Source organism: Endozoicomonas sp. (assembly GCF_965196975.1).
In the GTDB taxonomy this organism is placed as follows: Bacteria; Pseudomonadota; Gammaproteobacteria; order Pseudomonadales; family Endozoicomonadaceae; genus Endozoicomonas.
Genome location: NZ_OZ239981.1, coordinates 857,097 through 883,800 on the forward strand (window position 1 = coordinate 857,097; position 26,704 = coordinate 883,800).

22 protein-coding genes and 1 riboswitch are annotated in these 26,704 nt (G+C 46.6%); of the genes, 12 read left to right on the forward strand and 10 right to left on the reverse strand.

All coding sequences use genetic code 11. The annotated features are described in order from the left end of the window. Window positions 1-224 precede the first annotated feature (224 nt). Window positions 225-515 (forward strand): hypothetical protein, encoded by a 291-nt coding sequence (locus ACOCLE_RS03815; RefSeq protein WP_419535577.1) that lies wholly within the window; start codon window positions 225-227, stop codon window positions 513-515. On the opposite strand, the gene ACOCLE_RS03820 is transcribed toward ACOCLE_RS03815, so the two are convergent. Then, complete coding sequence (locus ACOCLE_RS03820; RefSeq protein WP_419535578.1) at window positions 492-2,930, reverse strand: ATP-dependent helicase; 2,439 nt, start codon at window positions 2,928-2,930, stop codon at window positions 492-494. The genes ACOCLE_RS03815 and ACOCLE_RS03820 overlap by 24 nt on opposite strands. Before the next feature lie 163 nt (window positions 2,931-3,093). Here ACOCLE_RS03820 and ACOCLE_RS03825 point away from each other — a divergent pair, with 163 nt between their 5' ends. Further along, window positions 3,094-3,681 (forward strand): thymidine kinase, encoded by a 588-nt coding sequence (locus ACOCLE_RS03825; RefSeq protein WP_419535579.1) that lies wholly within the window; start codon window positions 3,094-3,096, stop codon window positions 3,679-3,681. Here ACOCLE_RS03825 and ACOCLE_RS03830 read toward each other — a convergent pair. Further along, on the reverse strand, window positions 3,678-4,283 hold the full coding sequence (locus tag ACOCLE_RS03830) for a MarC family protein (RefSeq protein WP_419535580.1): 606 nt from the start codon (window positions 4,281-4,283) through the stop codon (window positions 3,678-3,680). The two genes, ACOCLE_RS03825 and ACOCLE_RS03830, sit on opposite strands and share 4 nt — an antisense overlap. Before the next feature lie 370 nt (window positions 4,284-4,653). Here ACOCLE_RS03830 and ACOCLE_RS03835 point away from each other — a divergent pair, with 370 nt between their 5' ends. The 4 genes from ACOCLE_RS03835 to ACOCLE_RS03850 all read left to right on the forward strand — a co-directional run bounded on the left by ACOCLE_RS03835 (window position 4,654) and on the right by ACOCLE_RS03850 (window position 8,347). Continuing rightward, window positions 4,654-5,373 carry a sulfite exporter TauE/SafE family protein gene (locus tag ACOCLE_RS03835; RefSeq protein ID WP_419535581.1) on the forward strand — a complete coding sequence of 240 codons (720 nt, stop codon included), beginning with the start codon at window positions 4,654-4,656 and terminating at the stop codon, window positions 5,371-5,373. A 46-nt stretch (window positions 5,374-5,419) separates the two neighbouring features. After that, window positions 5,420-5,495: riboswitch (SAM riboswitch) on the forward strand. Window positions 5,496-5,743: 248 nt separating this feature from the next. Beyond that, complete coding sequence (locus ACOCLE_RS03840; protein ID WP_419535582.1) at window positions 5,744-6,775, forward strand: methionine ABC transporter ATP-binding protein; 1,032 nt, start codon at window positions 5,744-5,746, stop codon at window positions 6,773-6,775. Then, window positions 6,765-7,421, forward strand: coding sequence for a methionine ABC transporter permease (locus ACOCLE_RS03845; RefSeq protein ID WP_066016669.1), 657 nt, complete (start codon window positions 6,765-6,767; stop codon window positions 7,419-7,421). The genes ACOCLE_RS03840 and ACOCLE_RS03845 overlap by 11 nt, the downstream gene beginning before the upstream one ends. A 101-nt stretch (window positions 7,422-7,522) precedes the next feature. Next, the gene (locus ACOCLE_RS03850) at window positions 7,523-8,347 is read left to right on the forward strand and encodes a MetQ/NlpA family ABC transporter substrate-binding protein (RefSeq protein ID WP_419535583.1); all 825 of its coding nucleotides are present in this window, start codon (window positions 7,523-7,525) and stop codon (window positions 8,345-8,347) included. Between the two features lie 57 nt (window positions 8,348-8,404). On the opposite strand, the gene ACOCLE_RS03855 is transcribed toward ACOCLE_RS03850, so the two are convergent. From ACOCLE_RS03855 to ACOCLE_RS03875, 5 genes are all read right to left on the reverse strand, one after another. After that, window positions 8,405-10,030, reverse strand: a complete 1,626-nt coding sequence (locus tag ACOCLE_RS03855; RefSeq protein WP_419535584.1) for a hypothetical protein — start codon at window positions 10,028-10,030, stop codon at window positions 8,405-8,407. Between the two features lie 633 nt (window positions 10,031-10,663). Beyond that, window positions 10,664-11,374: a hypothetical protein gene (locus ACOCLE_RS03860; RefSeq protein WP_419535585.1), complete on the reverse strand. Its 711-nt coding sequence runs from the start codon at window positions 11,372-11,374 to the stop codon at window positions 10,664-10,666. Between the two features lie 212 nt (window positions 11,375-11,586). Then, complete coding sequence (locus tag ACOCLE_RS03865) at window positions 11,587-12,720, reverse strand: glycerate kinase (RefSeq protein WP_419535586.1); 1,134 nt, start codon at window positions 12,718-12,720, stop codon at window positions 11,587-11,589. 11 nt (window positions 12,721-12,731) lie between these two features. Further along, a complete protein-coding gene (locus tag ACOCLE_RS03870) occupies window positions 12,732-13,994 on the reverse strand; it encodes a GntP family permease (protein WP_419535587.1) in 1,263 nt (420 codons plus the stop codon). Between the two features lie 123 nt (window positions 13,995-14,117). Continuing rightward, on the reverse strand, window positions 14,118-15,239 hold the full coding sequence (locus ACOCLE_RS03875; protein ID WP_419535588.1) for a CdaR family transcriptional regulator: 1,122 nt from the start codon (window positions 15,237-15,239) through the stop codon (window positions 14,118-14,120). Between the two features lie 322 nt (window positions 15,240-15,561). Between ACOCLE_RS03875 and ACOCLE_RS03880 the strand changes: the two genes are divergently transcribed. After that, window positions 15,562-16,452 carry an IS982 family transposase gene (locus ACOCLE_RS03880; RefSeq protein ID WP_419533099.1) on the forward strand — a complete coding sequence of 297 codons (891 nt, stop codon included), beginning with the start codon at window positions 15,562-15,564 and terminating at the stop codon, window positions 16,450-16,452. 452 nt (window positions 16,453-16,904) lie between these two features. Further along, a complete protein-coding gene (locus tag ACOCLE_RS03885; RefSeq protein WP_419535589.1) occupies window positions 16,905-17,696 on the forward strand; it encodes a hypothetical protein in 792 nt (263 codons plus the stop codon). Window positions 17,697-17,716: 20 nt separating this feature from the next. Here the strand turns inward: ACOCLE_RS03885 and ACOCLE_RS03890 are convergent, their stop codons facing one another. Continuing rightward, window positions 17,717-18,760: a transposase gene (locus ACOCLE_RS03890; RefSeq protein WP_419533005.1), complete on the reverse strand. Its 1,044-nt coding sequence runs from the start codon at window positions 18,758-18,760 to the stop codon at window positions 17,717-17,719. Between the two features lie 546 nt (window positions 18,761-19,306). Between ACOCLE_RS03890 and ACOCLE_RS03895 the strand changes: the two genes are divergently transcribed. Then, window positions 19,307-20,329, forward strand: a complete 1,023-nt coding sequence (locus ACOCLE_RS03895) for a hypothetical protein (protein ID WP_419535590.1) — start codon at window positions 19,307-19,309, stop codon at window positions 20,327-20,329. A gap of 321 nt (window positions 20,330-20,650) precedes the next feature. Then, entirely contained in the window at window positions 20,651-21,403 is a 753-nt protein-coding gene (locus tag ACOCLE_RS03900) for an SDR family NAD(P)-dependent oxidoreductase (RefSeq protein WP_419535591.1), read from the forward strand. A 3-nt stretch (window positions 21,404-21,406) separates the two neighbouring features. On the opposite strand, the gene ACOCLE_RS03905 is transcribed toward ACOCLE_RS03900, so the two are convergent. After that, the gene (locus ACOCLE_RS03905) at window positions 21,407-22,177 is read right to left on the reverse strand and encodes an AraC family transcriptional regulator (RefSeq protein ID WP_419535592.1); all 771 of its coding nucleotides are present in this window, start codon (window positions 22,175-22,177) and stop codon (window positions 21,407-21,409) included. 108 nt (window positions 22,178-22,285) lie between these two features. Between ACOCLE_RS03905 and ACOCLE_RS03910 the strand changes: the two genes are divergently transcribed. Both ACOCLE_RS03910 and ACOCLE_RS03915 read left to right on the forward strand, forming a co-directional pair. Next, on the forward strand, window positions 22,286-23,485 hold the full coding sequence (locus tag ACOCLE_RS03910; protein WP_419535593.1) for a multidrug effflux MFS transporter: 1,200 nt from the start codon (window positions 22,286-22,288) through the stop codon (window positions 23,483-23,485). A gap of 1 nt (window position 23,486) precedes the next feature. Beyond that, window positions 23,487-24,968, forward strand: a complete 1,482-nt coding sequence (locus ACOCLE_RS03915) for a cryptochrome/photolyase family protein (RefSeq protein ID WP_419535594.1) — start codon at window positions 23,487-23,489, stop codon at window positions 24,966-24,968. A 25-nt stretch (window positions 24,969-24,993) separates the two neighbouring features. On the opposite strand, the gene ACOCLE_RS03920 is transcribed toward ACOCLE_RS03915, so the two are convergent. Then, window positions 24,994-26,586 carry a hypothetical protein gene (locus tag ACOCLE_RS03920; protein WP_419535595.1) on the reverse strand — a complete coding sequence of 531 codons (1,593 nt, stop codon included), beginning with the start codon at window positions 26,584-26,586 and terminating at the stop codon, window positions 24,994-24,996. Window positions 26,587-26,704: the final 118 nt, after the last annotated feature.

Below are 26,704 nucleotides of genomic sequence, written 5' to 3' on the forward strand. Positions count from 1 at the left end.
TGTGTTGTGCTGCTTTACGATCGTTCTGTTGTTTGCTTCTTTTGATTCTGGGACAGGTAAGTCACAGTCATGGTCTTCTTCCCTCCAAGTTTGAAGGAGAGGTCTTTCTACTACAGCAGGATGGGGCTGAGTCTCAGGATTCCAGTGACATAGCTACAGCCTCTCAGCTCTTGATGTATTTTGGGCGAACTATCTATATGTATCAGGCAATAGGATCTGACCGGATGATGCAGGGAAAATATCGCTACGCCAGGAAGTTGGCAAAAAATGGAATGGAGGTTGGCTTATTGGTCAGTGAAAAAATGTTTGAAAAAGGCGCGTCCAAAAGTGAGATCGTATTCGTACCTGAAAATGAGAGCATTGGAATGTATCTGATCAGGCAAAGCGGTGGTTCAACAAAGCCCAGTTTGCTCATTAAATCCGGCCGTTACACCAGGCTTACAAAGTTGTTTGAGTATTTCTCAAAAAAACGTTGTGATCTGGGTAAAGGCTCAGCACTGGACAGTTCTGAATAAGTGCCGAACTTCTTCAATCCGGGCAAAGCGTTTTACACCATGCTGTCGACTGTCAAAACGGATGGAGAAGTTGCTGTCATTAACTTCAATAACTTCGCCACGGCCAAAGATGGCATGATCAATAATGGCTTTGAGCTGCCATGGACCGTCAGAAGCACTGCCTCTGGCATTACTGGCTTCATTGTAAGCAGAGCCAGTGGATTTGCTGTTTGTCTCAATATTGGGGATTGTTTTCAGTCTTTCGATCAGAGCTGGGCGAGCTGAGCTGAGGTATCGCCTTGATACTGGTGTCAGGCCAATTTTATCAATGGCTTCGGCCAGCTCTTCATCCGCATCTTCATGGAGCAGGTTGCCCAGTGATAAGACGTGGGGCAGGTTCATTTCCAGCAAAAAGGGACTGATCCGGTCCTGATGCTCTCTGGCTGTAATGGATTGGACTTCAGATGAGCATGAATGCTTTCCTGGAATACTTGTCAGATTTCCCCGCGCCGTAAAAAGATGTAACTGTTGCTTTGCTCGGGTCATTGCTACATAGAGCAGGCGGCGCTCAGACTCAATCGCATTACTGGTCTTCTGGGCGGAAAGGGTAGCGATTTCATCTTCCCTGAGGAACGGCCAGTATTGACGGGTCAGTCCAGGCAGTAACACAACAGGCCATTCCAACCCTTTGGAGCGGTGACAGGAACTGAGAGTGATGCCATGGCTGGATCGCTGTCGCTGGCTTTTCTGTTGCTTCCGTTTCTCGATTAATTCAGCGATATGCAGGCAGCAGTTGGCAGTGTCTTCATTCAGCTGTTTCAGGAAACGATGAAAACCTTTGATGGCAAGAATCTGCTCATCCGTTCGTTGCTCATTCAGGCTCATGGACCTTAGGCTGTCGTATATTTCAGACTGTTGAATATACGTGGCGATCAGCGTATGAGCCTTATGTTTGCTGCCATTATGCTCCAGCCATGTGAAGAGTTCTGCCCTTTGTGCCAGTTTTCGAGCCTGAAAGTCACTGATGTCTTTAATTTTGGGTGCCAGCTTTCCCAGAGCTTTACCAAATTGGTGATTTTCGTCTTTCAGCTGCTGGCAAAGCCAGTCAATATGCTGCTGTTTCAGGCCGACATGAGGCAGCGTCAGAAGCCTTGCTAACTTATGATATCGAACCTCGGGCAGAAAGTCGGCAAATCCGCCACTGGCCAGAGCCATTGCATCGATCAATGATTCAATTTCCGGCCGTTGAAAAAGGGAAGGGCCGTCACTGCTGTAGGCAATCCCCATCTCCAGAAGGTTCAGCTCAATGGGAACTGCCTGAGCCCAGACTCGCACCAGAATGGCTATATCTTCTGGTGGTGTGCCTGACGCCAGATACTCCATGAGTGATTCAACAACAAAGCGACTGTCGTCTGATCCGGGTTGGCTGAGGCGAATCAGTGACGGAGGGTTTTCCGGATGGGCAATGCAGAGAACATTTTTGCGGGATCGGTTCTGACTGATCAAGTGGCTGGCTGCCAGGGCAATGCTGTGACCATAGCGGAAGGTATGGGGCATGGTGAGCTCTTTGACCTCACCGCTATCTCCGTAGTCCTGCTGAAAATGGTTCAGAATGTTGTCGATATTCGCTCCGGCGAATTCATAGATGGTCTGGTCAGGGTCCCCGACGGCAATCATTCTGGCCCGCTGTCCGGCAATCAGCCGGGTAAACTGGTGCTGTAGAGTTGATGTGTCCTGATATTCGTCAACGATGATAAAGTCCATCTTATCAGCGACTTTGGGAATCAGCTCCGGGTGTTCCTGGATCAGTTTCACCGGATCGTAGAGCATGTCGGTGAAGGTGATCGATTTCTGCTGGTGGCGCCATTGTTCAAACTGATGAAACAGCTTGATGAAAAATCGATAGTCATCTGTATAACCGGATTGTTCAAACCATAGCTCTGGACTGGTCAAATGAGCTTTGACCGATTCAATAAAGCTGATGGCAGCTTCGATCAGGCGGGCAGCATCCGAGCGAATGCGCTCCTTAATGGTTTCTGGTGCCAATTTCAGAATCAGTGTCCTGACCTGCAGTTCTACCACTTTTTCAGATAACGGTTGTTTGTTATAGGGGGCTCTTATCTGCCAGCCTTCCAGTGTTCTGAGCAGTTTCAGACCGGTTGCATGGTAGGTTCTGATTTCGGGGAGCTGCAGCTGATTTTCCGGCAGGCTTGCAAACTGGGAGCTGGCCAGCGTTCGAAGTTTTTTTGAAAAGTCGATCTGTGCCGCTTTGTTAAACATCATCACCATCAACCGACGTGGATCTGCCCCTTTTTGCAGTAGATTACTGACCAGTTGAGCAAGCGTTGAGGTTTTCCCCGAGCCAGCCACCGCAATACAGAGGGCATGGTCCTGATCATGATTGGCAACCGTTTGTTGGTGGGGCGTCAGTTTCATTCAGTCTGGTGGTTTAGTGTAGAGAGGGCAAGGCTAGCAAACTTTGAGAAACTTCTATAGTTAGAACAAGCGTCATCTTCCGAAACAGGGGTGCGGTAATTTCTCTGGAGATAAAGCGACAATGACGGAATAATTATGTATCGACACCAAGGATCACAGTGTAATGGCTTCGCTTTATTTCTATTTTTCTTCCATGGACTCGGGAAAGAGTACATACCTTCTTCAGTCTGCTCATAATTATGAGAGTGCCGGTAAAAGGGTGTTGTTGCTGGCTCCGGTCATTGATGACCGTTTTGGTGTAGGAAAAATTACCTCAAGAATAGGCCTGCAAAGTGAAGCTGTGGCCATTTCCCAGAATGATAACCTGAAGCAGCAGATCGCCAGAGAGCACAGTGAAGAGTACATTGCCTGCGTTATGGTAGATGAAGCACAGTTTCTGACACCAGAGCAGGTATGGCAGCTTTCCGATGTGGTTGATGTGCTGGGTATTCCTGTACTTTGTTTTGGTCTGCGTACCGATGCTTTTGGCAAGGCGTTTGCCGGCAGTGAGGTTCTGCTCAGCATTGCTGATGAGCTGACAGAGCTGAAGAGCATCTGCAAGTGTTGTGAGAAAAAGGCCAATATGCAGCTGCGTCTTGATGGAGATGGTAATCCGGTTAAAAGTGGCAGCCAGGTGCAGATAGGCGGTAATGACAGCTATCTATCCGTTTGCAGAAAACACTACAAGTCGATGATGGGGCTGGAGAGTTAACCCATCCAGCGCTGAACTCCAAGGGCTGTCATCACCAGTTCTACCGACAGTGCAGCCAGTACCATACCCATGACCCGTATGATAATGGCCGAACCATTGTGTCCAATGACACGAAAAATACGGTCGGCAATCAGCATCAGGCCACAGGTGACCATAAGAACCAACGTCATGGCGCCGGCTGTCATGGCCTGTTGGCTAAAGGTTTTGAGCTGATTATCCGTCAGAACAATCACTGCCATGATTGCCCCGGGGCTGGCAATGGAAGGGACTGCCAGAGGGAATACGGCAAGTTGGTGGCCAGGCTCCCGAGAGCCTGAGCCTTCTTCAGGGTCAGAGAAAATCATTTGCAGACCAAACAGGAACAGGATGATGCCTCCTGCCAACTGGAGGGAGATCAGCTGGATGCTCATTGCCTTTAAAATAATCTGTCCAAGCACTAGGGCTGATAGAAGAATAACGAAGGCATACGTTGTTGCTTTCAGAGCTACCCTGCGTTTTTGTGATTTTGATAATCGGGCGGTCAGCCCGGTGAAAAGTGCCAGGGTGCCTACAGGATCAATGGTTGACCAGAGCATAATAAAGTCTTTGAAGAAGAGCTCCATAATAATACCTGCCCATGCTGGTTATGGGTGTTAGGGACATGTGGGATAACGTCGGGCAGCCAATCATGTGAAGACGTATGAATGGCAGATAAACTGCGAAAATACCTGACGACATCTGTTCGTTATTGCAAGGCGTAATTTTTTGAAAAGTAAAAAATAAGCCATGTCTGATTAAAAAATGTTCCTTCCCTTTTTATTAAATAAGACAAACGTCGGTTGTCCAGTTATTAAGTGCTTACAGGTAAAAAATTACCAGTACGTATGTTTTGTCTGACATTATCTATATATAATTTATTCTTATTTTTTTATTCGAAAAAACAATATAGCAGAGCCAGGCGTAATTTCTAAGGTCTTTGCTGGATGTCGTTGAATGGAACTGTCACTTCTGCAGATTATTGCTGCTATGGGGGTTGTTGGCCTGGGAGCTATTGTCCAGGGAACCATCGGCTTTGGCATGGCAGTGGTTGCCGCACCTTTTCTTTATCAGATTGATCCCGCTCTGGTTCCCGGACCTCTGATTTTTTCCGGTATGGCGATCGGTGCTCTTTCCGCCAGACGTTATGCCAGTGAGATCGATGTTTCAATTCTGGGGTATGCCCTGCTGGGCCGGGTTCCCGGCTCCATGATTGGGGTATTGATTCTCACGCTGGTCAGTATCCAGCACTTAAGTCTTGTGTTGGGAGGGGCTGTATTGCTGGCGGTTGTCGGTAGCCTTTTTCCCTATCAATTGAAAACGACACCATTTACTCTGTTCAGTGCGGGTCTGTGCTCGGGGATGATGGGAACTGCGGCCTCTATAGGTGGGCCACCCATGGCTCTGTTGTTACAAAATGAAAGTGGCAACCGGATCAGAGCCAACCTTGCGGTATTTTTTGTGGTTGGCAGTTTTATTTCACTGGTTATGCTGGGGATTAATGATCTGTTATCAAAAGAGCAGCTGATCTATGGTGTATGCCTTTTTCCTGCGGTGTTAATGGGGCATTGGATGGCCAGTAAAGTCGCTGAGAAGGTGGAAAAGGAAAGGATTCGCCAGATTATGCTCGTACTGTGCAGCATTTCAGGGATAACCGCTATCTTGTCTGCAGTTTAAGAGCACTTTCTGGAGTGTTGACAGAAATCACTATTTTGGATAGTTTGTAGCTTCATGCGCTGATTTGACCTTGGCTTGCGGGCGCATTACAAATTCCGCTAAAAGAAGGGTTTCAATAAAGAATTCCTTATGAAACCACTCTGTTAGCAGCAGGGTGGTTTTTTTATGCGCATGGATGTGTGGTATCCCGGAAACGCATGGAGCAGTTTCCGGGGCATGTACACGGATGTGCGGTATCCTGAAAATGCTGGGAGCAATTTTTCAGGAAATACCTCCTGAACTGGAACTATCTGACAAATACTCTATCTGTTTTAACAGATGTATAGAAATTGCGACTCATCATCCAGCGCAGTTGTAGGCAGGAGCTGTAATGATTGAATTGAACAACCTGACCAAGGTGTTTGCCGCTGGCGGCACAGAGGTCAAGGCCATTGACGGAGTAAGCCTAACGGTACCTGAAGGTACGATCTACGGTGTGATTGGCTCCAGTGGCGCTGGGAAAAGTACCCTGATTCGCTGTGTTAACTTACTGGAGAAACCGACCTCCGGTCAGGTTCTGGTGGATGGCCAGGATCTTACCCTGCTCTCGGAAAAATCACTGCGTCAGGCCCGTCACAATATTGGCATGATTTTTCAGCATTTCAATCTGCTGTCCAGCCGAACGGTGTATGACAATGTTGCTCTTCCCCTGGAACTGGCTGGTGCCACTAAGTCAGAGATTGAACAAGCCGTTCTGCCTCTGCTGGAATTGACTGGGCTGGACTCTAAAAGAAACAGCTATCCTGCCCAGCTATCCGGTGGACAGAAACAGCGTGTTGCTATTGCCCGGGCCCTGGCCAGTAAGCCGAAAGTTCTGTTGTGCGATGAAGCAACATCAGCGCTGGATCCTCAGACAACACGATCCATTCTTGCTTTGCTGAAAGACATTAACCGTCAGCTTAAGATCACGATTCTGATCATCACCCATGAGATGGATGTGGTGAAAACCATCTGTGATCGAGTGGCCATCATGAGCTTCGGAAAAATCATTGAAGAGAATGAAGTGGAACAGTTCTTTCTCAATCCTCAGACGGATCTGGCAAAAGAGTTTGTTCGCAGCGCCATTCATGAAAAACCGGTGGCTGAAATTGAAGCCCGCTTCCAGTCAGACCCTTCTGACGGTGCTCGGCCGGTTGTACGTATTACCTTTGTCGGGCAGGGGGTTGTGCAGCCGCTGATTACTAAAGCGGCAAGACAGTTCAATACGGACTTTAATATCCTGCAGGCGGATATTGAAACGGTCAATGAAAAAGCCATGGGCTTTTTGATGGTAGAAATTATGGGTGAGCCTGAAGGTATTGAACAGTCCCTGCAGTTTCTGAAAGCCAATGTTCAGGTAGAGGTGATTGGTTATGTCAGCTGATGCATGGTCGCTGTTGTTTAAAGCCCTCTGGGAAACCCTCTATATGGTGGCATTTTCCGGTGGAGTCAGCTTTCTTCTGGGTATCCCGCTGGGTGTACTGCTCTATGTGACCCGTGAAGGGCGCATTCTGGAAAACCGGGTGGCTAACCTGGTTCTGGGGGGGATTGTGAATGCTGGACGTTCTATCCCTTTTATTATTCTGATGGTGGCGATTATTCCACTGACGCGACTGCTGACAGGTACTTCCATTGGTACAACCGCAGCCATTGTGCCACTGACCGTGGCAGCGATCCCTTTTGTTGCCCGAATTGCAGAAGGTGCCTTGAATGAAGTGCCTTCAGGGCTGGTGGAAGCCGCCCAATCCATGGGCGCCAGCCCATTACAGATTGTTACCCGTGTGTTGCTGCCAGAAGCCAGACCCGGTCTGATTAATGGCATGACCATCACACTGGTGACGCTGGTCAGCTATTCAGCCATGGCCGGTGCCATCGGTGGTGGTGGCCTTGGTGACCTGGGTATACGGTATGGTTACCAGCGGTTTGATGGTGTCATTATGCTGGCAACAGTTGTCGTATTGATTGCCCTTGTGCAATTGCTGCAGATGATTGGTGATCGTCTTCAGCAGCACTATGACCGCAGTCACTGATTACAACTGGATAATCATTAATAGATAGGTGGGAACCCATCAACATCGTGCAGGGTTATACACGTTGTTGATGGAATATAGTTAAAGTCTGGGAGTAATAAATGACTTTTAATATTCTAAAAACAGTAAAAATCCTGGCCAGTTCGGCGGTATTAGCATCAGCAGCGTTGCTGGTTGGCTGTGGTCAGTCTGAGGATCCGAATGGCCCTTTGAAAGTGGGTGTGATGGCTGGTCCTGAAGCCGATGTGATGAAAGTGGCCGTGGATATTGCCAAAAAAGATCATAATGTCGATGTGGAGCTGGTTGAGTTCTCCGATTATGTGTCGCCAAATGTCGCTCTGTCCGATGGCAGTATTGATGCCAATGCCTTCCAGCATCGCCCATACCTGGACAGCATGGTTCGTGACCGTGGTTTCAAACTGGTCGCCGTTGGTAACACCTTTGTTTACCCCATTGCTGCCTACTCCAAGAAACTGAAAGACATCAGTGAGCTGAAGGATGGTGCAAAAATCGCTATTCCCAACGACCCAAGCAACGAAGGTCGTACCCTGATTCTTCTGCATCAGCGTGGTTTCATTAAGCTGAACGACGTGAATAACCTGGAAGCAACACCGGCAGACATCATTGAGAACCCACGCAACTTCGAGTTTATTGAACTGGATGCGGCTCAACTGCCACGATCACTGGATGATGTGGATATGGCCTTTATCAATAACACCTACGCAGTACCTGCAGGTTATACCCCAACCCGTGATGCCCTGCTGGTGGAAGATAAGGACTCACCATATGTGAACATTATTGTTACCCGTGAAGATAATAAGAAAGATCCTCGAGTAGTGGCTCTGGTTAAGTCCTATCAGACGGATACCGTCGAGGCTAAAGCTGCTGAGCTGTTTAAGGGCAGTTCTGTGGCAGGCTGGAAATAATTCACCGACGTTGGCCCGGTGAGATCACACTTCCGGGCCAGGTTTTATGAAAAGCAGCTACTCATTTTGTACTTCTATGGAATTAAGCACAATGGTCGCAGATAGTAACTTATTTAGTATGCCCTTTTTGTCAGTTTCTTTGATTCCATGATTTTTTCCTAAATTCTGATTCAGTAATGATATTTCTTCTTGTAGTTGACTGGCTAGATTAGATATTTCTTTTATGGATTGATCCTTTTCTTTTTCTCTTTGTTGATATTGAATTGTAAATGGGTACTCTGGATTGTATTCTGATCCTTGCACTGAACTCATTTGTTGACCAGGTACTATTACAGGAGCTGCTGATGTCTGGCTTGTCGTTGCTATTGCAGGATCTAGTACTTCAACTGTCGCTGAAACCTCGTGTTCAACTCCCATAGTCGGTTGCAATTTTTCGGTTGACTCCATCTTTTGACCAGCAGCTGGTTGACACATTTCAATTTCTTGAACTGCTTCAGATACAGAGGCTCCCATGCCAGCATGGTAATCTTGTGGTAATTGTTCTGATTCTAGCCCGTGGTCGTTTTTCTGCTTGAGTATACTGGTCACTGGTAGTCTACCATGGAGCTCGATTAGACTATTAGCACAGTTTAAAGCATCAGCAGTTGGCATCATTGATTCACGTAATCTCCTGAAGCTTGAAGATGCTCCGTGCTGCTGGTGTTCGCTCCTGCTGGTAGACAGTGCTTTACTCAATAAACAGTCAGAGTCGGAAAGTGGGCTCTCTCGGCAGGATAGGTCAATGCTATCTTCATCTCTTGCATCATTACTATCAACCTGATTATCAGCTTGTTGTTCTGCAGAATGATTTTCGGTTGGGTCGGGTTTGTCACTGTCTACGGTTGTTTTTGGGTCTGAGACAACCATGTCTTTTTGTGTGAAAACGGAATGTTGAATACTTGTTGAAGTCTTATTAACGGGTTCTATTTTAACCTGGTATTCTGATCGGTTGGGAGGCTCTATTGTTTCAGATATTCTTGGGTGTTTTGACTCAGTAGGCTGATGGGATTGGTCTGGAGGTGTTCTGTTATTTCTTTTTCTTTTTCTAAAAGTGTATTGATCAGAATTACTGGTTAGATGCCGTCTTTCATCGACCTGAAACGTTTCTTGCAGATTTTGAAAGTCCTTCAGGGAGAAGGTCTCAGTTATATCAGAGGGGAGGGGGATTCCTGACTCATGAATTGCCTGGGCTACAGAGAATTCAGCCCAGAGTGCTACCAGGTAGCAGCCCTCATTGCTAGTAATGCCTGGTCTTTCCTTAAGAGTGTTTGCAATTATCTGTAAGAAGTTCATATGCTCTTCGTGGAAGGAGTTGTCTTCTCTCCTCACAAACTCTACGAATGATTCAGTTTCAGTCTTCCAGTTTTGAATTGTCCTTTGAAAAAAATCATCGAGTGCCAGTGCGCGATTATGAATTCGACTGATACCCATGTCAGAGAGTACCCTCACCTCATGTAAGGCTTTATTAGTTGTTGTCTTGAAATGCTTGAAATATTGTTTTCTTATTTCCTGAAATGTTATTTTTTTCTGTTTATCCGTTTGTGTTTTAAATGAAAACTGCTGTAAGTCTGATTCTTGTTCAGGGTTAGGGTTACAGTAGGTATAATCGTCGCTGGAGTCCGGCTTTTTTTTTTTCAAGTCCATAGTGAATGTGTGCTTCTCTGAATCCAAAGGCGATACCCTTTTCCAATACCTGCTCAACAGTTACTGTTTTATGGTCAATGAAGTCCTGAGACGTTTTTTGTGCTGGTATTGTTGAAGTACCCTGATTATCAGGCCCAGTTGTCGGCAGGGAGGGCGGATACATATCTTTAGATACCGGTACTATTTAATGGGGTTCTGGAGACGTTGTATTTTTGTTGATTAACATGAAACATATTATCTGACTTGCGTTATCAAAAATGGAGGGACTCATTTAGATAACTAACAAGTTAGTCTGTGTTTAAAGGGATGCAAGTGTTGTCATGGGTTCTTAAAGACTTTTCCAGTGATTTTGCTTATCGATTGGTATAAATCAAGTGAAATTTTTGTGATGTTAGTGTCCAGGTGGCAAGCTTGGTTTTTCGACAGGTTTTCCATCAAGATATTGTTCTATGAAACGGTAAAATTGTAGCAGTGTACGCCATTAATGAATATTTATAAGAAAAACCAGTAAAGTGGAGAATAAGCCTTTTTTCTAAACGTCATCGATTATTTCAGATTGCAATTGTGTGCTTATTCACAGACTTCCTGGTTTTAAATCTGTTTTTTCATACAGCAGGCTGGTCCGGCGAGAATTTATCCTTCCACAAGATGGGTGAATGCCGCTAAAGCCTCCGGATCACCATGCTTGATTTTATTCGCGATCACATAATGGAAGAAGTAATGGAAGTCTTCATGGTCCTGAGCGGCAAAGAGGCACTCATCCCCAGGTAATACCGGGGTGTTTTCCACTTTTTTGTCATCGGCAACCATGGCCATCACCCGGCCATCATTGTATAGACGCCAGCTCGTTACATGAACCAGAACAATTGTTTTAAACTGGTCCTCGGTCAGAATTGCATGGGTGCCAATGGTGTCAGGGATTTCCTGAACAATCACTTCTTCATCAGACTCTATGGGAGGGTAATAATTGGCCGCATTCTCGAGCTCCGCAACTTTGTGTTCTGGTACATCAAAAAATGCATGGTCGTGGGCTTGATCAAAATAACCTTCCCAGTGGCCATTTAAAGGGTCATTAAGCTCACGGGCAGGTGCTACCTTATTCAGCCAGGGGATCAGGGCATCGACAGTTCCGTCTTTCATCAGTGCCCAGCAGAGAATTTTCATGCTGAAGAGTTTTCCCGGATTGGCATCATTGCTGTAGAGCATTTCCATACCATCCAGTTCCGGGGCTATCCGGACGATCTGATGAAGGTTGGCCTCATCCAGCGGTTTGCGGGTGAACATATCGATGACATTGGCACTGTTGTCATCGGGCTGATTTTTATCTTCAGGTTCTTTGGCCATGAACAATCCCGGGTAAAGCTGAGTCTTTTAAAAATGAAGGGGCTCATAGCCCATATCGGCATGGGTGGATCATCCTGCACTATTTGGATGGTTGGGCGGGGAAGGGGTTTATATTTGAGCTGCTAAGAGAAATACCACAAAGACACAGAGCCACACTGAAAAGCGGAAGGCTTTGCTCAGTGACTCTGTGTCTTTGTGGTTAATGCCAAAAATTACCGCAGGAGTATTAGGGTGCTGGCCAGGTTTCTCGCGGCCCGGATCAGATTTTCCTCACCATTTTTCAGAGCCTCACACAGTGGAACCGCACCATGAACAATCGGGAACAGAGCATCAATTCCACGGTCATACACCGCTTCAACACCAGAACCGACAGAGCCTGCCAGTGCAATCACAGGAAGGTCGAACTGCTTGGCAATCCGTGCAACCCCCACAGGTGTTTTCCCCTGTGCTGTCTGTCCATCAATGCGGCCTTCTCCGGTAATCACCAAGTCAGCACCGATGACTTTCCCTGCCAGGTCGACGGCGTCCATCACGATATCAATCCCTGGCTTCAGTTCAGCGCCCAGGAAGGCGAGCAGGGCGGCACCCATGCCTCCCGCAGCGCCTGCTCCGGGTTGTTGCGCAACCTTTTTACCCAGGTCGCGTTCCAGAAGGCTGGCATAGTGTTTCAGTGCCTGATCCAGTTGTTCAACCATCTCAGGGCTGGCCCCTTTCTGAGGGCCAAACACGGCAGAAGCGCCATTGGCCCCGGTCAGTGGATTGTCCACATCGCAGGCGGCAATGAATTCAACATGCTTCAGACGCTCATCCATCTGGCCGGTGTCAATGCTGCCTAGACGTGACAGTGCTGCACCACCACAGGGCAGCTCTTCTCCATCAGCACCCAAAAGCTTTACGCCCAGTGCCTGCATCATACCTGCGCCACCATCGTTGGTCGCACTGCCACCAATGCCGACGATCATGCGCTTGATGCCATGGTTCAGCGCATTGAGAATCAACTCTCCGGTGCCACGAGTTGTACTGATCATTGGGTTGCGTTGATCCGCAGCCACCAGTTCAATACCTGAAGCTCTGGCCATCTCAATCACTGCGGTTTCACCATCACCGAGCAAGCCGTAGCTGGCTTGAACGGTCTCTCCCATTGGGCCGGTGACTGGTACTTCAATCAGTCTGCCACCGGTGGCATCAACCAGAGACTGAAGCGTGCCTTCTCCGCCGTCGGCAACCGGAACTTTAACGTACTCTGCATCCGGTAGAACCTGCTTTAAACCGGTTTCAATAGCCTGTGCTACCTGGGCTGCAGTAAGGCATTCTTTAAACGAGTCTGGTGCAATAACAATTTTCATGGTCTGTTCCCTCAGAGTTGAAGAATGCCATAAATCAGCGTTGAGGTAGCGGCCATGGAGAAGCCGATCAGGGTCTCCCATGGCAGTGCTTTCAGGCGCTCACTGATGCCCATGCCGACACTGCCACCCGTCGCATGGAAGAAGCTGCCGTGGGGCATGTGATCCAGTACTGTGGCACCAGCATGCATCATGGCAGCAGCGCCCAGGGATGGAATGCCCAAGGCAATAATAATAGGGCCAAATACGTTGGAAGCAACGGCTGTGCCAGCTGTCGTCGAAGCGGTTGCCGCCGACATCATCATGCCACTCAGTGGCGCCAGCAGGTAGGCAGGCAGACCGGAGGCTTTAAGGAATTCAACCAGGGAGTTGCTGACCCCGGAGCTGGCAATAATACCGGCCAATGTTCCGGTACCAATCAGCATGATGGCAACACCACTCATGCGCTGAAGACCACCCACCGCAAAAGTGTTGATATCACGGATACGTCCCATGGCCAGCGCACCGGCAACACCACCCACCGGCAGGGCGATCAATGGGTCAATGGCAATACCGGCAACAGGGCGCAGAGCCAGCAGACCAATGGCGACCAGAGGTGCTGTCAGTGCAGCCAGCAGGGAAGGCCGGTTATGGTGGCTGGTTTCTTCGATTGCCATCTCTTCAGAGATTTTGGTTCCACGGTTTACCAGCATTTTGGCCACAATGTAGGTGACTACCAGTCCCACCAGAGCAGGAATGATATTGGCCATCATGACATCAGTCAGTGGCAGGTTAAATGCGTCAGAGGCGGCAATGGTGTTGGGGTTTGGTGAGATAATATTTCCCGCCTTGCCGCCACCGACCATGGCGACCAATGCCGATAGAATGGAAATATTGGCGCGTTTGGCAATGGCCAGGGCAATGGGTGCAACCGTAATAACCGCCACATCGACAAAGACGCCGGCAGCAGTCAACAGCATGGTGGCCAGAATCAGAGCGATAACGGCTCTGGCTTCGCCAACCGCATCAACAATTTTTTCGGCAATAACACCTGCACCGCCGGATTCAATCAAAACACCAGCCAGTACACCAGCCGCAAGAATGCGCAGTACAGAAGGGGTGATGCCTTTTACGCCATTGATCATGAGCGTAACACTGTCGCCCAGACTGGCCAGACCAATCAGGGCACCGAGAAATGCACCAATCATCATGCCATAGGCAGGCGGCACTCGTCGTAGAATAAGACCTATGGAGATCAGCAGCCCGCTCAGGGCACCCAGAGTGGTGATTTGAATCATTGAATAAACCGGAATGAAGAAGTTTTCAGTGCCAGCTATTATCGGAACAATCGTTTCATCTGTTATCGTGGGATTGACTGAATTTTGCGGGAAATGTTCATAGGTTTTTGTGCATGTGCACAATCATTCTGTACCTTTCCTGCAGTTTTTCAGTTCATGAAGGCGAAGTGAGAAGTGCAGAAACAGCAGATCGTGAAAGTGGCGCGGGTTACGTCCAGTCAGCTGCTCAATGCGTTCCAGGCGATAGTTCAGCGTATTGCGGTGAATGTGCAGACTGTTTACGGTAACGCCAGGGTCGCCATGGCAGTCGATATAGCGGCGAAGCGTTTTCTGCAGGGTATCGCGGTTATCTTTGGCAATCAGGGGTTTGATGATGTGCTGAAATTCCCGGCCTTTCCAGCTGGTGTTCAGCTCCAGCAGAAGGCTGTCCATTTGATAGTCGTAATAGCGATAAAGACACTTTTCCGGATGTAGCTCCAGGCCAAGTTGAAGGGCTTCCTGAGCGGTTTGATAAGATATGGCAAGCCCATTAAGGCCCGGCACATACCTTCCCACGGCAATTCTGAAATCAATATCCCCATAGGCTTCGATTTTGCCCATGATTTTCTGAACATAGTCATCTACCTGGTCAGGGTGCCATTGATGTGCAGTGTCAATTTTATGAAGCACTACGGCCTGTGTCGGGCATACCAGCGCCACCAGGTTTTCGGGACGGTGATAACAGAGTAGCTGCTGTATATGTTCAATGTCGTGTACTTTAAGATCACGGCCATCATGGGTTCTGGCGCTGATGACCATCGCAACCCTGGGGAGGTGAGGGTCAATACCCAGTTTGCGGGTACGGATCTCGAACAGGTCATCAACCTCTGCTTCTCCGTGGATCATTTCTGACACCACATTTTCCCGTTGCCGCTGGTTCCAGTGAATTTCCGACATAACTGAAGCGTTTTCCACCATCAGCTCCGCGGTCATCACCACCAGGTCAGCAAATTGAGAGACCTTCTCAGGCGCACCGGTGACACCAACCACGCCGATAATTTCACGACGAAAGCGAATAGGGCGGTTAATACCGGCCTGAACCCCTTTTAATAGAGTGGCTTGAGAGGCGTTAATATCAAAAGCATGGCCTGACTCAAGCACTTTCAATGCGCCAGCATGAACCTGATGCTTTCGATCTTGATAACTCGTGCCAATGATAATACCTGCTCGATCCATGACATTCACATTGTGGGGAATAATATTCATCGCTCGATGAACAATTTGCTGAGCAACAGGTTCGGTTAGAAAAACGGTCATTGGCGTAGCAGAACAAAAATAACAGTAAATTTTAACCAGATGAAAGAGAGTAAGAAATAAGTGTTTTCTGAAGAATGTACTTTTATATATCTATATTCATAGTAATTATTTTTAATAGAATTTCATGTGATAAATTATTTAGAACTTTTCGAGATTTGTAAAAAAATAATTATCTTAAACGCCATGTGCGACTTTTAGGTTTGCATAAGGAGACATGACTGATCCTGCTTTCTGCTATTAAAAGCAGTAGAAAGCAAAGAAGGTTTCAGTCATGCCCGTTGAAGAGTTTATCACTACAGTCTACTGCTTGATCGACGATTTGGTAAAAGAGCTTTTTCCTGTACCACTGCGACTTCGAGGGTTTCCACCAAAGCTCACTGATAGTGAAGCGATCACCATGGAAGTTGTCGGTGAATGGCTTGGGCATCATAAGGACACTGAGATTTGGAAGTATTTTACCCGACACTGGCGACACCTGTTTCCTGACATTCCTTCACGCTCGGCATTTGTCAAACAGGCCGCCAACTTATGGCATGTGAAACAACGACTGCAAATTCGTATAGTCCAGATGATGCATGCAGATAATGCAGATATCCATTTAATCGATGGTTTTCCGATTGATGTTGTCGTCAGAACCCGTGCACCACAGAGCCGTATCTTTAAAGCTGAGGCTGGTTATGGTTACTGCGCTTCCAAGGACAAGAAGTTCTATGGCTTTCAGGGGCATTTGCTGGTTGAAGCACGAGGGATTCCTGTGGGTTTTACTCTGACCGCAGCGAACGTAGATGAGCGTGATGCAGCCTATGACATGCTCGAGACCATTTCTGGCCTCTTGCTTGGCGATAAGGGCTATATAAGGCCTGAGTTTAAAGCTGATTGTCAGGAATTAGGTATTGATCTTCAGACGCCACTGAGAAAAAACATGCAAGATGAACGTCCGAAGTCGTTTGTAAAGCTGGTATTACGGGTACGACGGAGAATAGAAACAGTGATAGGTCAATTGACAGAGCGCTTTGAAATAGAAAAGTGCCATTGTCGAGATAGATGGCATATGACATCACGTATCGCTCGGAAGTTACTGGCACATAATATTGGTTCTTATCTGAATATAATTGCTGGTCGTCCTGCAATACAGTTTGAGAACCTTATTTCCGAAGATTAAAAAACGGAAAGCAAATAATTGCGTGATTTTGAAGATACAACTTGGACTTACCATCATGCTAGCCCGGATATTTCATAAACGTGCTCCCGTTCTCGCTTGTCCTTTGCCGCCCTAAGGGAGTTTTGCTCGGTCGACCGTACTCCCCGGTACGGCACTCCCTCACAAAATCCCTTAGGGCGACAAAGTCCTGCCCGAGATTCGGGGCAGTTTATGAAATATCCGGGCTAGTAATTTGAGATAGTTTCAGACAAAGTCGCACATCGCGTATCTTAAATTAAATTAATTGATCTGGTTACAAAATCTTTATTGACGCTAATATGTGCTTTACTACATTTCTGTGTTCTTACCATCAAGTATATTCCAGTTTCAGTACATTGATCTCAACTTGGCATGTGAATCATATACCGAACTTGGATTTATAAAATCATCTACATATTAATAAGGAATATGTTGTGAAAAAGCTGTTATTGCCTTTCTTATCATTATTTGTCTGTTTGAACTTGTATGCTTCCGCTCCAGAGAGTACAGCCGTTTCGTCCAATAAGGAATTCTTAGCTTATCGTGACTCGTTGAGTCTAAAGACTGAAGAAGAATTGTATGAACAGATTCGTGAGTTGCAAGAAAGGATTGATGAGCTTGAAAGTGTTGGGTCTATCAGTGCGGTAACAGCCTCAGCTGCATCAGCAGTTCTGTCTTCAATCGTTTATGGTCTTGCCTATACTGGGCTTCCAGTGCTATTTACTGACAATAAACTTGCTCAAAACGAGATATTGGTTGGAATACTCGCCTCTTTAGTACCAAATATTCCTGTTGCTCTTCTTATGCCACTTAACAGTGCGCCTAACCTTTCTTTCGGATCAACTTTATTCACATCGTTAAAGTCTTCAATCAAGGCTGCAACGTTGTGGGCTGTAGGATCAGGTACTTCAATGTTTTATCTTAATTATGCTGGTGAGTATAATCCTTTCAAAGATTTCTTTGGTAATGTTCGCAAAAACACGTCAAAAGATGGAACGGATACATTTGGTGCTGATGGGATGCACCTTTTGGGTATAGCATTGATTCCCTATAACACATGGAAACTGTATACAGACATTATTACAAGAAGGCACGAGCTGGAGCATGATGTGTTTACGCTGAAGGATCAGTTAGACGAAGCAATGATCGAGTTACAAAAGAAAAAGGCAGCGAAAGAAGCCAGAGAGATAATGAGTAAAGAAAGATCTAAAACCTTTAGGGGATGATTTGATTAAAGATATAGAACTTACGCATTGACAGCTCTGATAAAAGATGGTCTCAGCCAGTCTTTACCATCAGAGAAGCTCTTAATGAAGTCCCAAATAGCATCCTTGAGCGCATCATTCTTAACGCGATAGATGCTACTGAGAGATTCAGATACTTTCTTGGCCTGAAGGCAGGCATACCCAAAGATAGAGGCAAAAATATGGTTCCTGACCTGCTGCTTTCCTCTCACCTGAAAGCGCTCAATACTGCAGAGTTGTTTCAGCGCCCGGTGATACTCTTCGATCGCCCAATGGTGCAGGTGAAGTTCATTAAAGCCTACCTGTGGTGATACCTCTGATCCAGCATGGGGTGTGTAGACGACGTAATGGCGCAGCTCGTTTTTTAGCCGCGTCCGGTACAAACGCACAGAACCAAAATTACGTAGCCAAACGGTTATTCCCTCTTCAGGAATCTCCAGGCTCTGCACTTGTTGGTAGTCACCCTTTTGGATAGAAACAGTACGGTTGCTTTTAACGGCAAACATAAAACCCAGACCGTTGTTTTTCACAGTCTTCAGGTTTGCGGCACTGCTATACCAGGAATCCCCCGTAACAAATGCAGGTCGTAAGCCCCATACAAGTACTTCTTTCAGCATCTCGAGAAAATAATCATTTTTGGACTTTCCGTCCGCAGAGTCATAGATACGGAAATTGACAGGAAGGCTATAGCCTTTGATATCGGTGTAATAGAGCGTTATGAGATTAATGCCCTTGACGGCTTTATGATGCTTGCCCGAGTAATGATAGCCGATGAATGCCGTGTAGTTACTGTACGGCTTATCCAGCACCGTATCATCAACCGATAGCGTGCCCCCATCAAGAATCAGCCTTGCGGCTACTTCCATGAAAAGGTCATTGGGAGCAAAGTCTTCACGTTGTAGAAAACGGTTAACGCTGTGGTGTGACATATCTCCGATCTCACTAAGGCGAGTACAGGTTGCTGATTTCGGCTCACACAATAGAAACCCTGTATATTTCGGCAAATCACACCCAGCTGTTGTAGGTCTTGTTATCTTTCTACGCACGACGACATCCGCTATTTTTTGCTGATCTAGCAATTTTTACAGCTGCCTGTCAATGCGAAAGTCCTAAGATAGTATTTTTTCGACTACTATAGCTGGATTGCTTAGGAAAAATTGAAATAAGAAAGTTTATCTGGCCTTCATTATAGGCCAGAATCTCTTATAGCCGACCGTAACAATTGGTCTGTATGTTAGATATTATCAGTTAGCTTTTTCTACATGTATTATAAATCAACAGTTTTCTTAGATCATCTATATACTGTCTTTACTTTGATCTCTCTTTTGTTCAGTTCTAGTAAACAGGAGTGATTATACGCCGATAGTTGTTTTTGTTGCTGGAGTCTGCTCTGACTTCAGGTTTCACCAAGAGATTAATCATTGCCGTGATAAGTGAACAATTATGTTCTTGCTTAATGGATTTTATTTACTACCCTACAAATCTGAGGTTTCCGTAACCTGAAACTGGGGGTTGATGGCTAATGGCATTTTTTGTTTCTTCATATAATGATTTTTGAAAATATTTTTAATCTAATTCATAAGGAGTAAGTTGTGAAAAAAATATTACTACTACCGATATTATCGGTACTACTTTGCAGCAATTTATACGCTAACGAGAATATTGATCAGCAAACGGATCTGGTTTTTCAATCCGAGGAAATGAAGGGGCTGGATGAGAAGGAGCGGCTAGAGCACGATCTGTCCCAGAAATTGTCAGTTGACCGAAATGATATGAATAGTCAGGAGTACATGGATGCCTTACAGCTTATGTCAAAACATCAACTGCTTGAAGAGATAGAAACACTAAAGAAAGAAGTTGAAGAGTTGACTCAGGTTGGCCGTATGAGTTCTTCAGTGGCAATGACCGTGAATGGAGTCTTATCCACAGTCGCTTATGCAGTTGCAACTGGAGCGATTACTGCGATTAGTAATGAATCGGATATGGGTAAAAGCTTGGTTCTGAATTTAGTGGCAATGATTGTCCCTGGTACTGTATTGAGTGGATATACAGCCTATAAGAATACTCAGCCCAGTATTCCTTTTGGGCAATCTTTGTGGTTGTCTTTAAGAAGTGCGGTCGTTTCAACAGGCCTATGGTTGGCTGGAAGCGTTTCAACTCAACAGTTTTTTAAACACGTGGTTGATTCAGATAACAAAACCTTCAAAAATTATCACAGCATACTAATGCTTCCTGTTCATCTTTATATTCAATATTACAATATAATTTCTTCATTGGAAGATCGAAAAGACCGGTTGTTTGATTTGGAATTTCGTTTAGATCAGGCAAGGCAGCATTTGAATCGGCAAGCAAGAGAGCTTGAGGAGAAAGTGAAGGTGCGAATTGAAAGGGAAATTTCTGGTGATATTGAATTAGACGCTGATTCCGGTGAATCGTATCCTGTTGCAGTGAAAGAGTTTGAGAATACATCAAGCGGTGCAGGTGCAGATGAGTTCGGTATTGAGCATGACCCTGAATTAAAACCTGAATTTGAAGGTGATCATTTCGCGAAAGAGGAGATTAATCCAGAGCTTGTTTTTGAACCTGAGTCTGAAGATTTTATGGTGGTTTATTAATGCTCCTATAAATTCATAGTCCTGAATTGAGTGATTGAATGAAATATAGATGACATAATCACGATAATGTTTCTTATGAGATTGCTCATTGTTTTGATGATCAAGTTGATGAATTGTCAATTAATGACTCGATTTGATCATCTGCATTTACCACGGGGCTGCGGCTAATCTTTTGAGTATCAATAATAACTATAAAATTTAAGCATTTAGTGTGCTAGTGAGACCTACAGTTTTTCAATAACTCCTCATTTCAACAAAAATATAACCCATCTGTATGTTTTTCCCGTAAGAAAGATTTAGTTCATACGCTGGGTTGATTTGATGAATAATCATTTATTGGGAAGTTTTGATGAAAGGCTCACAATTGCCATCATAGGCTCCTCAGGTGCCTTGGGTGGGGCTTTTCTCAGGTATTTTGAGCGCTCTCCAAAATGCAGCAAAATCTATGCTTACCGTCGCTCAGTCCCCCGTGACCAAGACCATTCTGACAAGGTGTTTTTGTCTACCATCGATATACTGGACGAAAGCAGCATCTTAAAAGCAGTGGAGGACATTACAGATCCATTGGATCTGGTGATCGTCACAACAGGCATTCTCCATGACGGTGACGGTCTGAGACCCGAAAAATCCATCAAAGACTTTCAGTCTGATCACTTTGCCAGTATCTTTGCCATCAACGCAACTGGTCCTGCTATGGTGGCAAAACACTTCCTTCCCAGGATGGCCAGAAATCGTAAGAACGTATTTGCCGTCTTATCTGCCAGAGTTGGCAGTATCTCTGACAATCGACTGGGAGGCTGGTATGCCTACCGAGCATCAAAAGCTGCATTGAATATGATTGTGAAAAACCTGGCCATTGAAACTGGCAGAAAAAACAAATCATCAATTATTGCAGCACTTCACCCGGGAACGGTTGATAGTCATTTATCCATGCCGTTTCAGTCCGGTGTACCTGAAGGCAAACTCTTTACGGCGGAGTATTCCGCAGAACAGCTTCTGAATGTGATTGATCAGCTGACACCAGAGGACAGCGGACACCTGTTTGCCTGGGATGGGGAAAAGCTGCCTTTCTGAGATTTATTGTTTCAGATAGCGCCCTGGCGAGATACCCATCAAACGTCGAAACATGGATATAAAGGCGCTGTCACTGGCAAAACCCAGCCTCGAACTCACCTCGGTCACAGAACGTCCTTCAGACAACAATTCCAGTGCTTTAAGCAGTACTAACTGTTGTCGCCAGTGACTGAAACTCATCCCGGTCTCTTCCCTGAATCGTCGCGATAATGTGCGGGCACTGGCACCAGCCTGTTTTGCCAGCTCCTCCATGGTCCACTGGCCAGAAGGTGTTTCCATTAATAATTGCACAACGACCTGCAACCGCCGGTCTGCAGGTAATGGCAGCTGCAATGAACTTTGCTCTGCATTCAGAATTTCATCAACAAGAACATCTGCCAGTCTTGTCTCAGCCCCTGTCTCCGGGTAATGAGCAGGCCAGTGACAGACTCTTAAAATAAGCTCTCGTAAAAGCGCTGTGACGTTCAGCTGAAAGGTTTCTTCCGGCAGGTCATTAAAAGAACGTGGGCAGAAGTACAGACTGCGGTAATGAAATCCTGACGTTGTTGCACTGTGTTTGAGTCCAGCAGGTAACCAGATTGCCCGGTTTGGCGTGAGGATATGCAACTGGTTGCCCGCGGTAATGGTCATTACCCCCTGAACGGCATAGAGCAGCTGGGATTTCTGGTGGCTGTGCTCTCCTGACTGATGCGGCCCCGAATCAACAGCAATCCCCATCAACGGGCAGTCCAGTTGATCCGGGTCTTCTACCTGATCAGTGTCATATTGGGGCATGGCTGGCTCTGCAGTTTGTCCTTTTGAAACAGTTTTCTGTCTTAATGTTTATAACCCGACATTGGAGGGTTTGGCAAACTGCCATCCATGATATGAATGGAGTAATTCATGATGGACAGTGTATTGAATCGATCGAGACCCGGTATCGGGCTTCTGGCCATACTGCTGGCGCTGCCTCAACTCAGTGAAACGATTTATACCCCGGTTTTGCCGGCGATTGCGCAGGGGTTTGACGTTTCTGAATCCATGGCCCAGCTCACGATGAGTATCTATTTTGTCGGGTTTGCGCTGGGTGTACTGACCTGGGGATGGCTGGCTGACCATTGGGGGCGACGAAGCACCATGCTGGCTGGACTGCTGTGCTATGGCATGGGTGCGGCTGGCGCCATCATCAGCTCAGAATTTATGCTCTTACTGGGAGCCCGCTTTCTACTGGCCTTCGGTATCAGTGCCGGTTCGGTAGTCACCCAGACCGTCATCCGGGATTGCTTCAGCGGCAAGGCGTTGGGAAAGCTGTTTTCAACCGTGGGGGCCGTTATTTTCCTCTCTCTTGCTATCGGGCCTGTGCTCGGAAGTATAGGCGCCATGGCAGGGGGCTACCAGGCAGTGTTTATCATGCTGGGGGGGACCGCGTTATTAATGAGCTTCTGGACGGGGTTAAGTTTACCTGAGACCCATCCGGGGCAGGAGCCAGTAAAGGGTAATAAAGGCTCTTTGCTGGTGAGAATGATCCGAGATCGGAAAATTCGGGTATACAGTGTTATGGTGGCCGGAGCCAATGTGGTGCTGTTTGGCTACTTTACCCTCGGGCCTTTTCTGATTAAGCAGATTGGCTTTTCTGTTTCGGTATTTGGTGTAACCGGTGTGTTGATCGCTATGGGCAGCGCCCTGGGTGCCATGTTTAACCGCAAGCTGCTGACCCGGTACTCTGGTGAGCAGTTGATTCATTGGGGAAGTTGTCTTGGGGTATTGGGGGCAATTCTTCAGCTGATGGTAACGCTTTTTCTGCCATCCGTGCCGTTTATGGCCCTGTTGCTGGTTATTGCTACCATGGTTCTGATGGTCATTGCTTTTGGTCTTATTGTTCCCAATTTGCTCAGTTCTGCACTGTCGGAATATAAGGATGAGCTTGGGACTGCGGGGGCTTTGTTTGGACTCAGCTACTATCTGCTGATTGCTGCAGGCCTGGCCTTAGTCAGTCATCACTATGTATCAGCTGCAGTTTATATGCCTGCAGTATTTCTGGTGATCTTTCTGCTGATGTTAATGATATGGTCTTACTACCATCAACACATTCTAAGGAGATGAGATGGTTATTATTCACTGGTTTCGTCAGGATCTCAGATTGTCTGATAACCCCTCTCTGTTCGAGGCTGCTGGAAATGGCCAGGTGCTTCCTCTCTTTATTCTGGATGATCACTCTGCGGGCCAATGGGCTTCTGGCAGAGCCAGCCGCTGGTGGCTGCACCACTCACTGGATGCACTGAACGAATCGCTTAATGATCGGCTGTTGGTGCTTCAGGGAGATGCGGAAAAAGTGCTCCGTGACCTGATAAAAGAATATAAGGTGGATGCCGTCTATTGGAACCGCTGTTATGAACCCTGGCGGATCCAGCGGGACCAGCGCATCAAGCAATCACTTCGTGATGACGGTCTGGAAGTCAAAAGTTTTAACGGCTCCCTGCTCTGGGAGCCATGGACCGTGTTGAAAAAGGATGGCACGCCCTACAAGGTATTTACGCCCTATTACCGAAAAGGGTGCCTGATATCTGAACCACCCAGAGAGCCGTTGCCAGTACCCAAAAAGATCCAATGTGTAGCTAAGACAGCAAAAAACGACATCAATACACTCGATTTACTGCCTTCAAAAGGTCTTGTGCCGGAGCAGAATCATGAGTCTGCCGATCCGTCAAAACAGGTACGATGGGATCATAATCTTTATAACCACTGGTGTGAGCAGGGCAGAGGTGTTGGTGAGGCGGCGGCAAAAAACAAACTCCGGGATTTTATCAACAAAGGGTTGAGTGGCTATAAAGAAGGGCGTGATTTTCCTGCCAGACACAGTATTTCCCAGCTCTCTGCCCATCTTCATTTTGGGGAGGTATCCCCTAATCAGGTCTGGTACGCATCGGCTGCGGCGGCAACAGAAAACAATGTGGAGACAGACCTGGACTGCTTTCACTCGGAGCTGGGCTGGCGTGAGTTTTCTTACTATCTGCTCTATCACTTTCCAACACTGCCGGAGCAGAATTTTCAGCCTAAGTTTGACGGCTTTCCCTGGCAGGACGACCCCAAAATACTCAAGCGTTGGCAGAAAGGGCTGACCGGTATTCCCATTGTGGATGCCGGTATGCGCGAACTCTGGCAGACCGGATTCATGCACAATCGGGTGAGAATGATCGTCGGTTCCTTTCTGGTCAAAAACCTGCTGCAACAATGGCGGCAAGGGGAAGCCTGGTTCTGGGACTGTCTGGTGGATGCCGACTTGGCCAGCAACTCGGCAAGCTGGCAGTGGGTGGCCGGTTCGGGGGCTGATGCGGCACCCTATTTCCGAATTTTTAATCCCGTTACCCAGGGGCAAAAGTTTGATCCCGATGGGGAATATATACGGCGATATGTGCCTGAACTTTCCGGGTTATCGAATAAGTACCTGTTTGCTCCCTGGGAGGCTCCTGAACATGTGCGCAGTCAGGCAGAGGTGTACTTGGGGGAGAGTTATCCCCATCCTCTGGTCGATATCAAAGAATCTCGGATAAGAGCGTTGGATGCATGGCAATCGGTTAGAGTTTGATGTGTTTTATCAGTGACGGCTGACCTTAACTCAATGCTTGATAGAAGGCGCGCCGCGCGTCTTCGTAAGACTGTCCTTGTTGCAGTAGACCCAACCCTCTTTCAAAACCATTGGTGAGATTGCTACCAGCGTGAAAAATAAAGGAGCCTTCTTGATTATCGTCATCGGTTACAACTTCACCGTCTGCAGTGTACTTTATATTCATGGTATCGAGAAAATCCATAAGAAGGTCATGCAGATCCTCTAGATTAATTGACGGGTCCTCCATAGCATTATCAACAAGACCTTTTATGCCATCCAGTTGGTCTTCAGAGATGTATGGATTATCAGTGTCATCTATGGAGCAGAAATCGAGTTTAACATCAATGATATACTCCATGTCTGCTCTGGACGTGGTTGGTGGGTTTGCCACCGGTTGGTTTTCAATGGGTTTACTATCAATAACCGGTGGCTTTGGGGCAGGGTATTTAACTTTTTGTGGTTGTGTATTTACAGCAGGCGCAGTAATCGGTGGCTTTGGAGCGGGCCCTTTAGTGGTTGATTTTTGTACCTGCGTTGGTGAAGAAGATTTTGGTGGCTCAGGAGCGGGTTGTTTGACTCTGGGTGTTGGTGTGGAAGGCGCAGTGTTTGCTGGTTCTACCTGCAGTTTTCCAAGCTTGTTATCCACTTTATCTTGTTTAGCCTGGAGTTTCTGTCGCTCTTCCGAAAGTTTAGCGGACTTAAGTGACAGCTTCGCTCTGTCTATCTCTTTTTCCAGCTGTTTTAGAGGACCTTTGGTTGACTCAATGGAGGTCTCAAGTTTTCCCTTCAGGTCAGAAAGTTTATAGTCATGCTTCTGCTCTTTATGAGGAATGCTTTTCAAAATCTTTTTTTCAGCAACAACCGCTGCTTTTAGTTTTCTTTTTTGTGCAACCAGTTTGTTCAGATGAGTCTCATGGCTTTTCGATGTCCCATCTTTGGGAACCGATTTTTGATCATTGAGTTTATTGACTTTATCGATTAACCCATTGGCTTCTTTGGTGATATTTTTCTTTGAGTTCTGAGCATTTTCATACTTTTCTAGATCTCCCCTGGCTTTCTTGAGCTCAGCTCTTTTTTTATTAACAAGCGATGTTGCCTGATGATGAACCTGTAATGCCTGCTGACCAAACTCACTGGTCTGACGGTTTTCCAGCGAATAGTCGGCAGGATTCTGGTTAAGCTGTTCATTTTTCGCTAATTGTTCGGTTCCTTTTTGTAAGCTTTCAGCCAGCTTGACCGCATCTTTAGCGTCATTAACCCGGTTTGTCAGCTGTCGCAGATTCTTCTGTGGTGGGGGGAGCGGAGTGCTCTCTTCCCGGGTGATTCTTTCTTGAAGACTGTTTAACGTTGCTTCTGGGTTTTCAGGCTGAGCCTGCATGATTGCTTTTACTTCGCTGTGTGGAGGCTTGGTGATCACCCAGTCGCCAAGCGCTTTTAGCGGATTACCCTTTAAGGCTGAAAACAGGTTTTTTTTAACGTCTGTTGGAGGAAGCCCGTGAATTGAGGTTCTGTTCAGCTTTCCCGGATTGGTTGCTTCGTTCTTCCAGGAAGATTTCAGGGCTTCAATTCCCTGGGAGATGATATTTCCAACTTTCATTATTTACATCCGTGTTTAATGGTAGGAGATTAAATAAACCTCTTTAAGGGTGCTCTCTCTGAATGATTGAAACAATAGTGCTCTATTTTCACAGCTACTATGGGAACACCACTCATAA

Coding starts and splice junctions, on each gene's coding strand:
- ACOCLE_RS03840 (WP_419535582.1), top strand. CDS start 5,744: ATGATTGAATTGAACAACCTGACCAAGGTGTTTGCCGCTGGCGGCACA.
- ACOCLE_RS03870 (WP_419535587.1), bottom strand. CDS start 13,994: ATGATTCAAATCACCACTCTGGGTGCCCTGAGCGGGCTGCTGATCTCC.
- ACOCLE_RS03880 (WP_419533099.1), top strand. CDS start 15,562: ATGCCCGTTGAAGAGTTTATCACTACAGTCTACTGCTTGATCGACGAT.
- ACOCLE_RS03860 (WP_419535585.1), bottom strand. CDS start 11,374: ATGGCCAAAGAACCTGAAGATAAAAATCAGCCCGATGACAACAGTGCC.
- ACOCLE_RS03845 (WP_066016669.1), top strand. CDS start 6,765: ATGTCAGCTGATGCATGGTCGCTGTTGTTTAAAGCCCTCTGGGAAACC.
- ACOCLE_RS03920 (WP_419535595.1), bottom strand. CDS start 26,586: ATGAAAGTTGGAAATATCATCTCCCAGGGAATTGAAGCCCTGAAATCT.
- ACOCLE_RS03835 (WP_419535581.1), top strand. CDS start 4,654: ATGGAACTGTCACTTCTGCAGATTATTGCTGCTATGGGGGTTGTTGGC.
- ACOCLE_RS03855 (WP_419535584.1), bottom strand. CDS start 10,030: ATGGACTTGAAAAAAAAAAAGCCGGACTCCAGCGACGATTATACCTAC.
- ACOCLE_RS03830 (WP_419535580.1), bottom strand. CDS start 4,283: ATGGAGCTCTTCTTCAAAGACTTTATTATGCTCTGGTCAACCATTGAT.
- ACOCLE_RS03905 (WP_419535592.1), bottom strand. CDS start 22,177: ATGCCCCAATATGACACTGATCAGGTAGAAGACCCGGATCAACTGGAC.
- ACOCLE_RS03900 (WP_419535591.1), top strand. CDS start 20,651: ATGAATAATCATTTATTGGGAAGTTTTGATGAAAGGCTCACAATTGCC.
- ACOCLE_RS03875 (WP_419535588.1), bottom strand. CDS start 15,239: ATGAATATTATTCCCCACAATGTGAATGTCATGGATCGAGCAGGTATT.
- ACOCLE_RS03865 (WP_419535586.1), bottom strand. CDS start 12,720: ATGAAAATTGTTATTGCACCAGACTCGTTTAAAGAATGCCTTACTGCA.
- ACOCLE_RS03820 (WP_419535578.1), bottom strand. CDS start 2,930: ATGAAACTGACGCCCCACCAACAAACGGTTGCCAATCATGATCAGGAC.
- ACOCLE_RS03915 (WP_419535594.1), top strand. CDS start 23,487: ATGGTTATTATTCACTGGTTTCGTCAGGATCTCAGATTGTCTGATAAC.
- ACOCLE_RS03815 (WP_419535577.1), top strand. CDS start 225: ATGATGCAGGGAAAATATCGCTACGCCAGGAAGTTGGCAAAAAATGGA.
- ACOCLE_RS03825 (WP_419535579.1), top strand. CDS start 3,094: ATGGCTTCGCTTTATTTCTATTTTTCTTCCATGGACTCGGGAAAGAGT.
- ACOCLE_RS03910 (WP_419535593.1), top strand. CDS start 22,286: ATGATGGACAGTGTATTGAATCGATCGAGACCCGGTATCGGGCTTCTG.
- ACOCLE_RS03850 (WP_419535583.1), top strand. CDS start 7,523: ATGACTTTTAATATTCTAAAAACAGTAAAAATCCTGGCCAGTTCGGCG.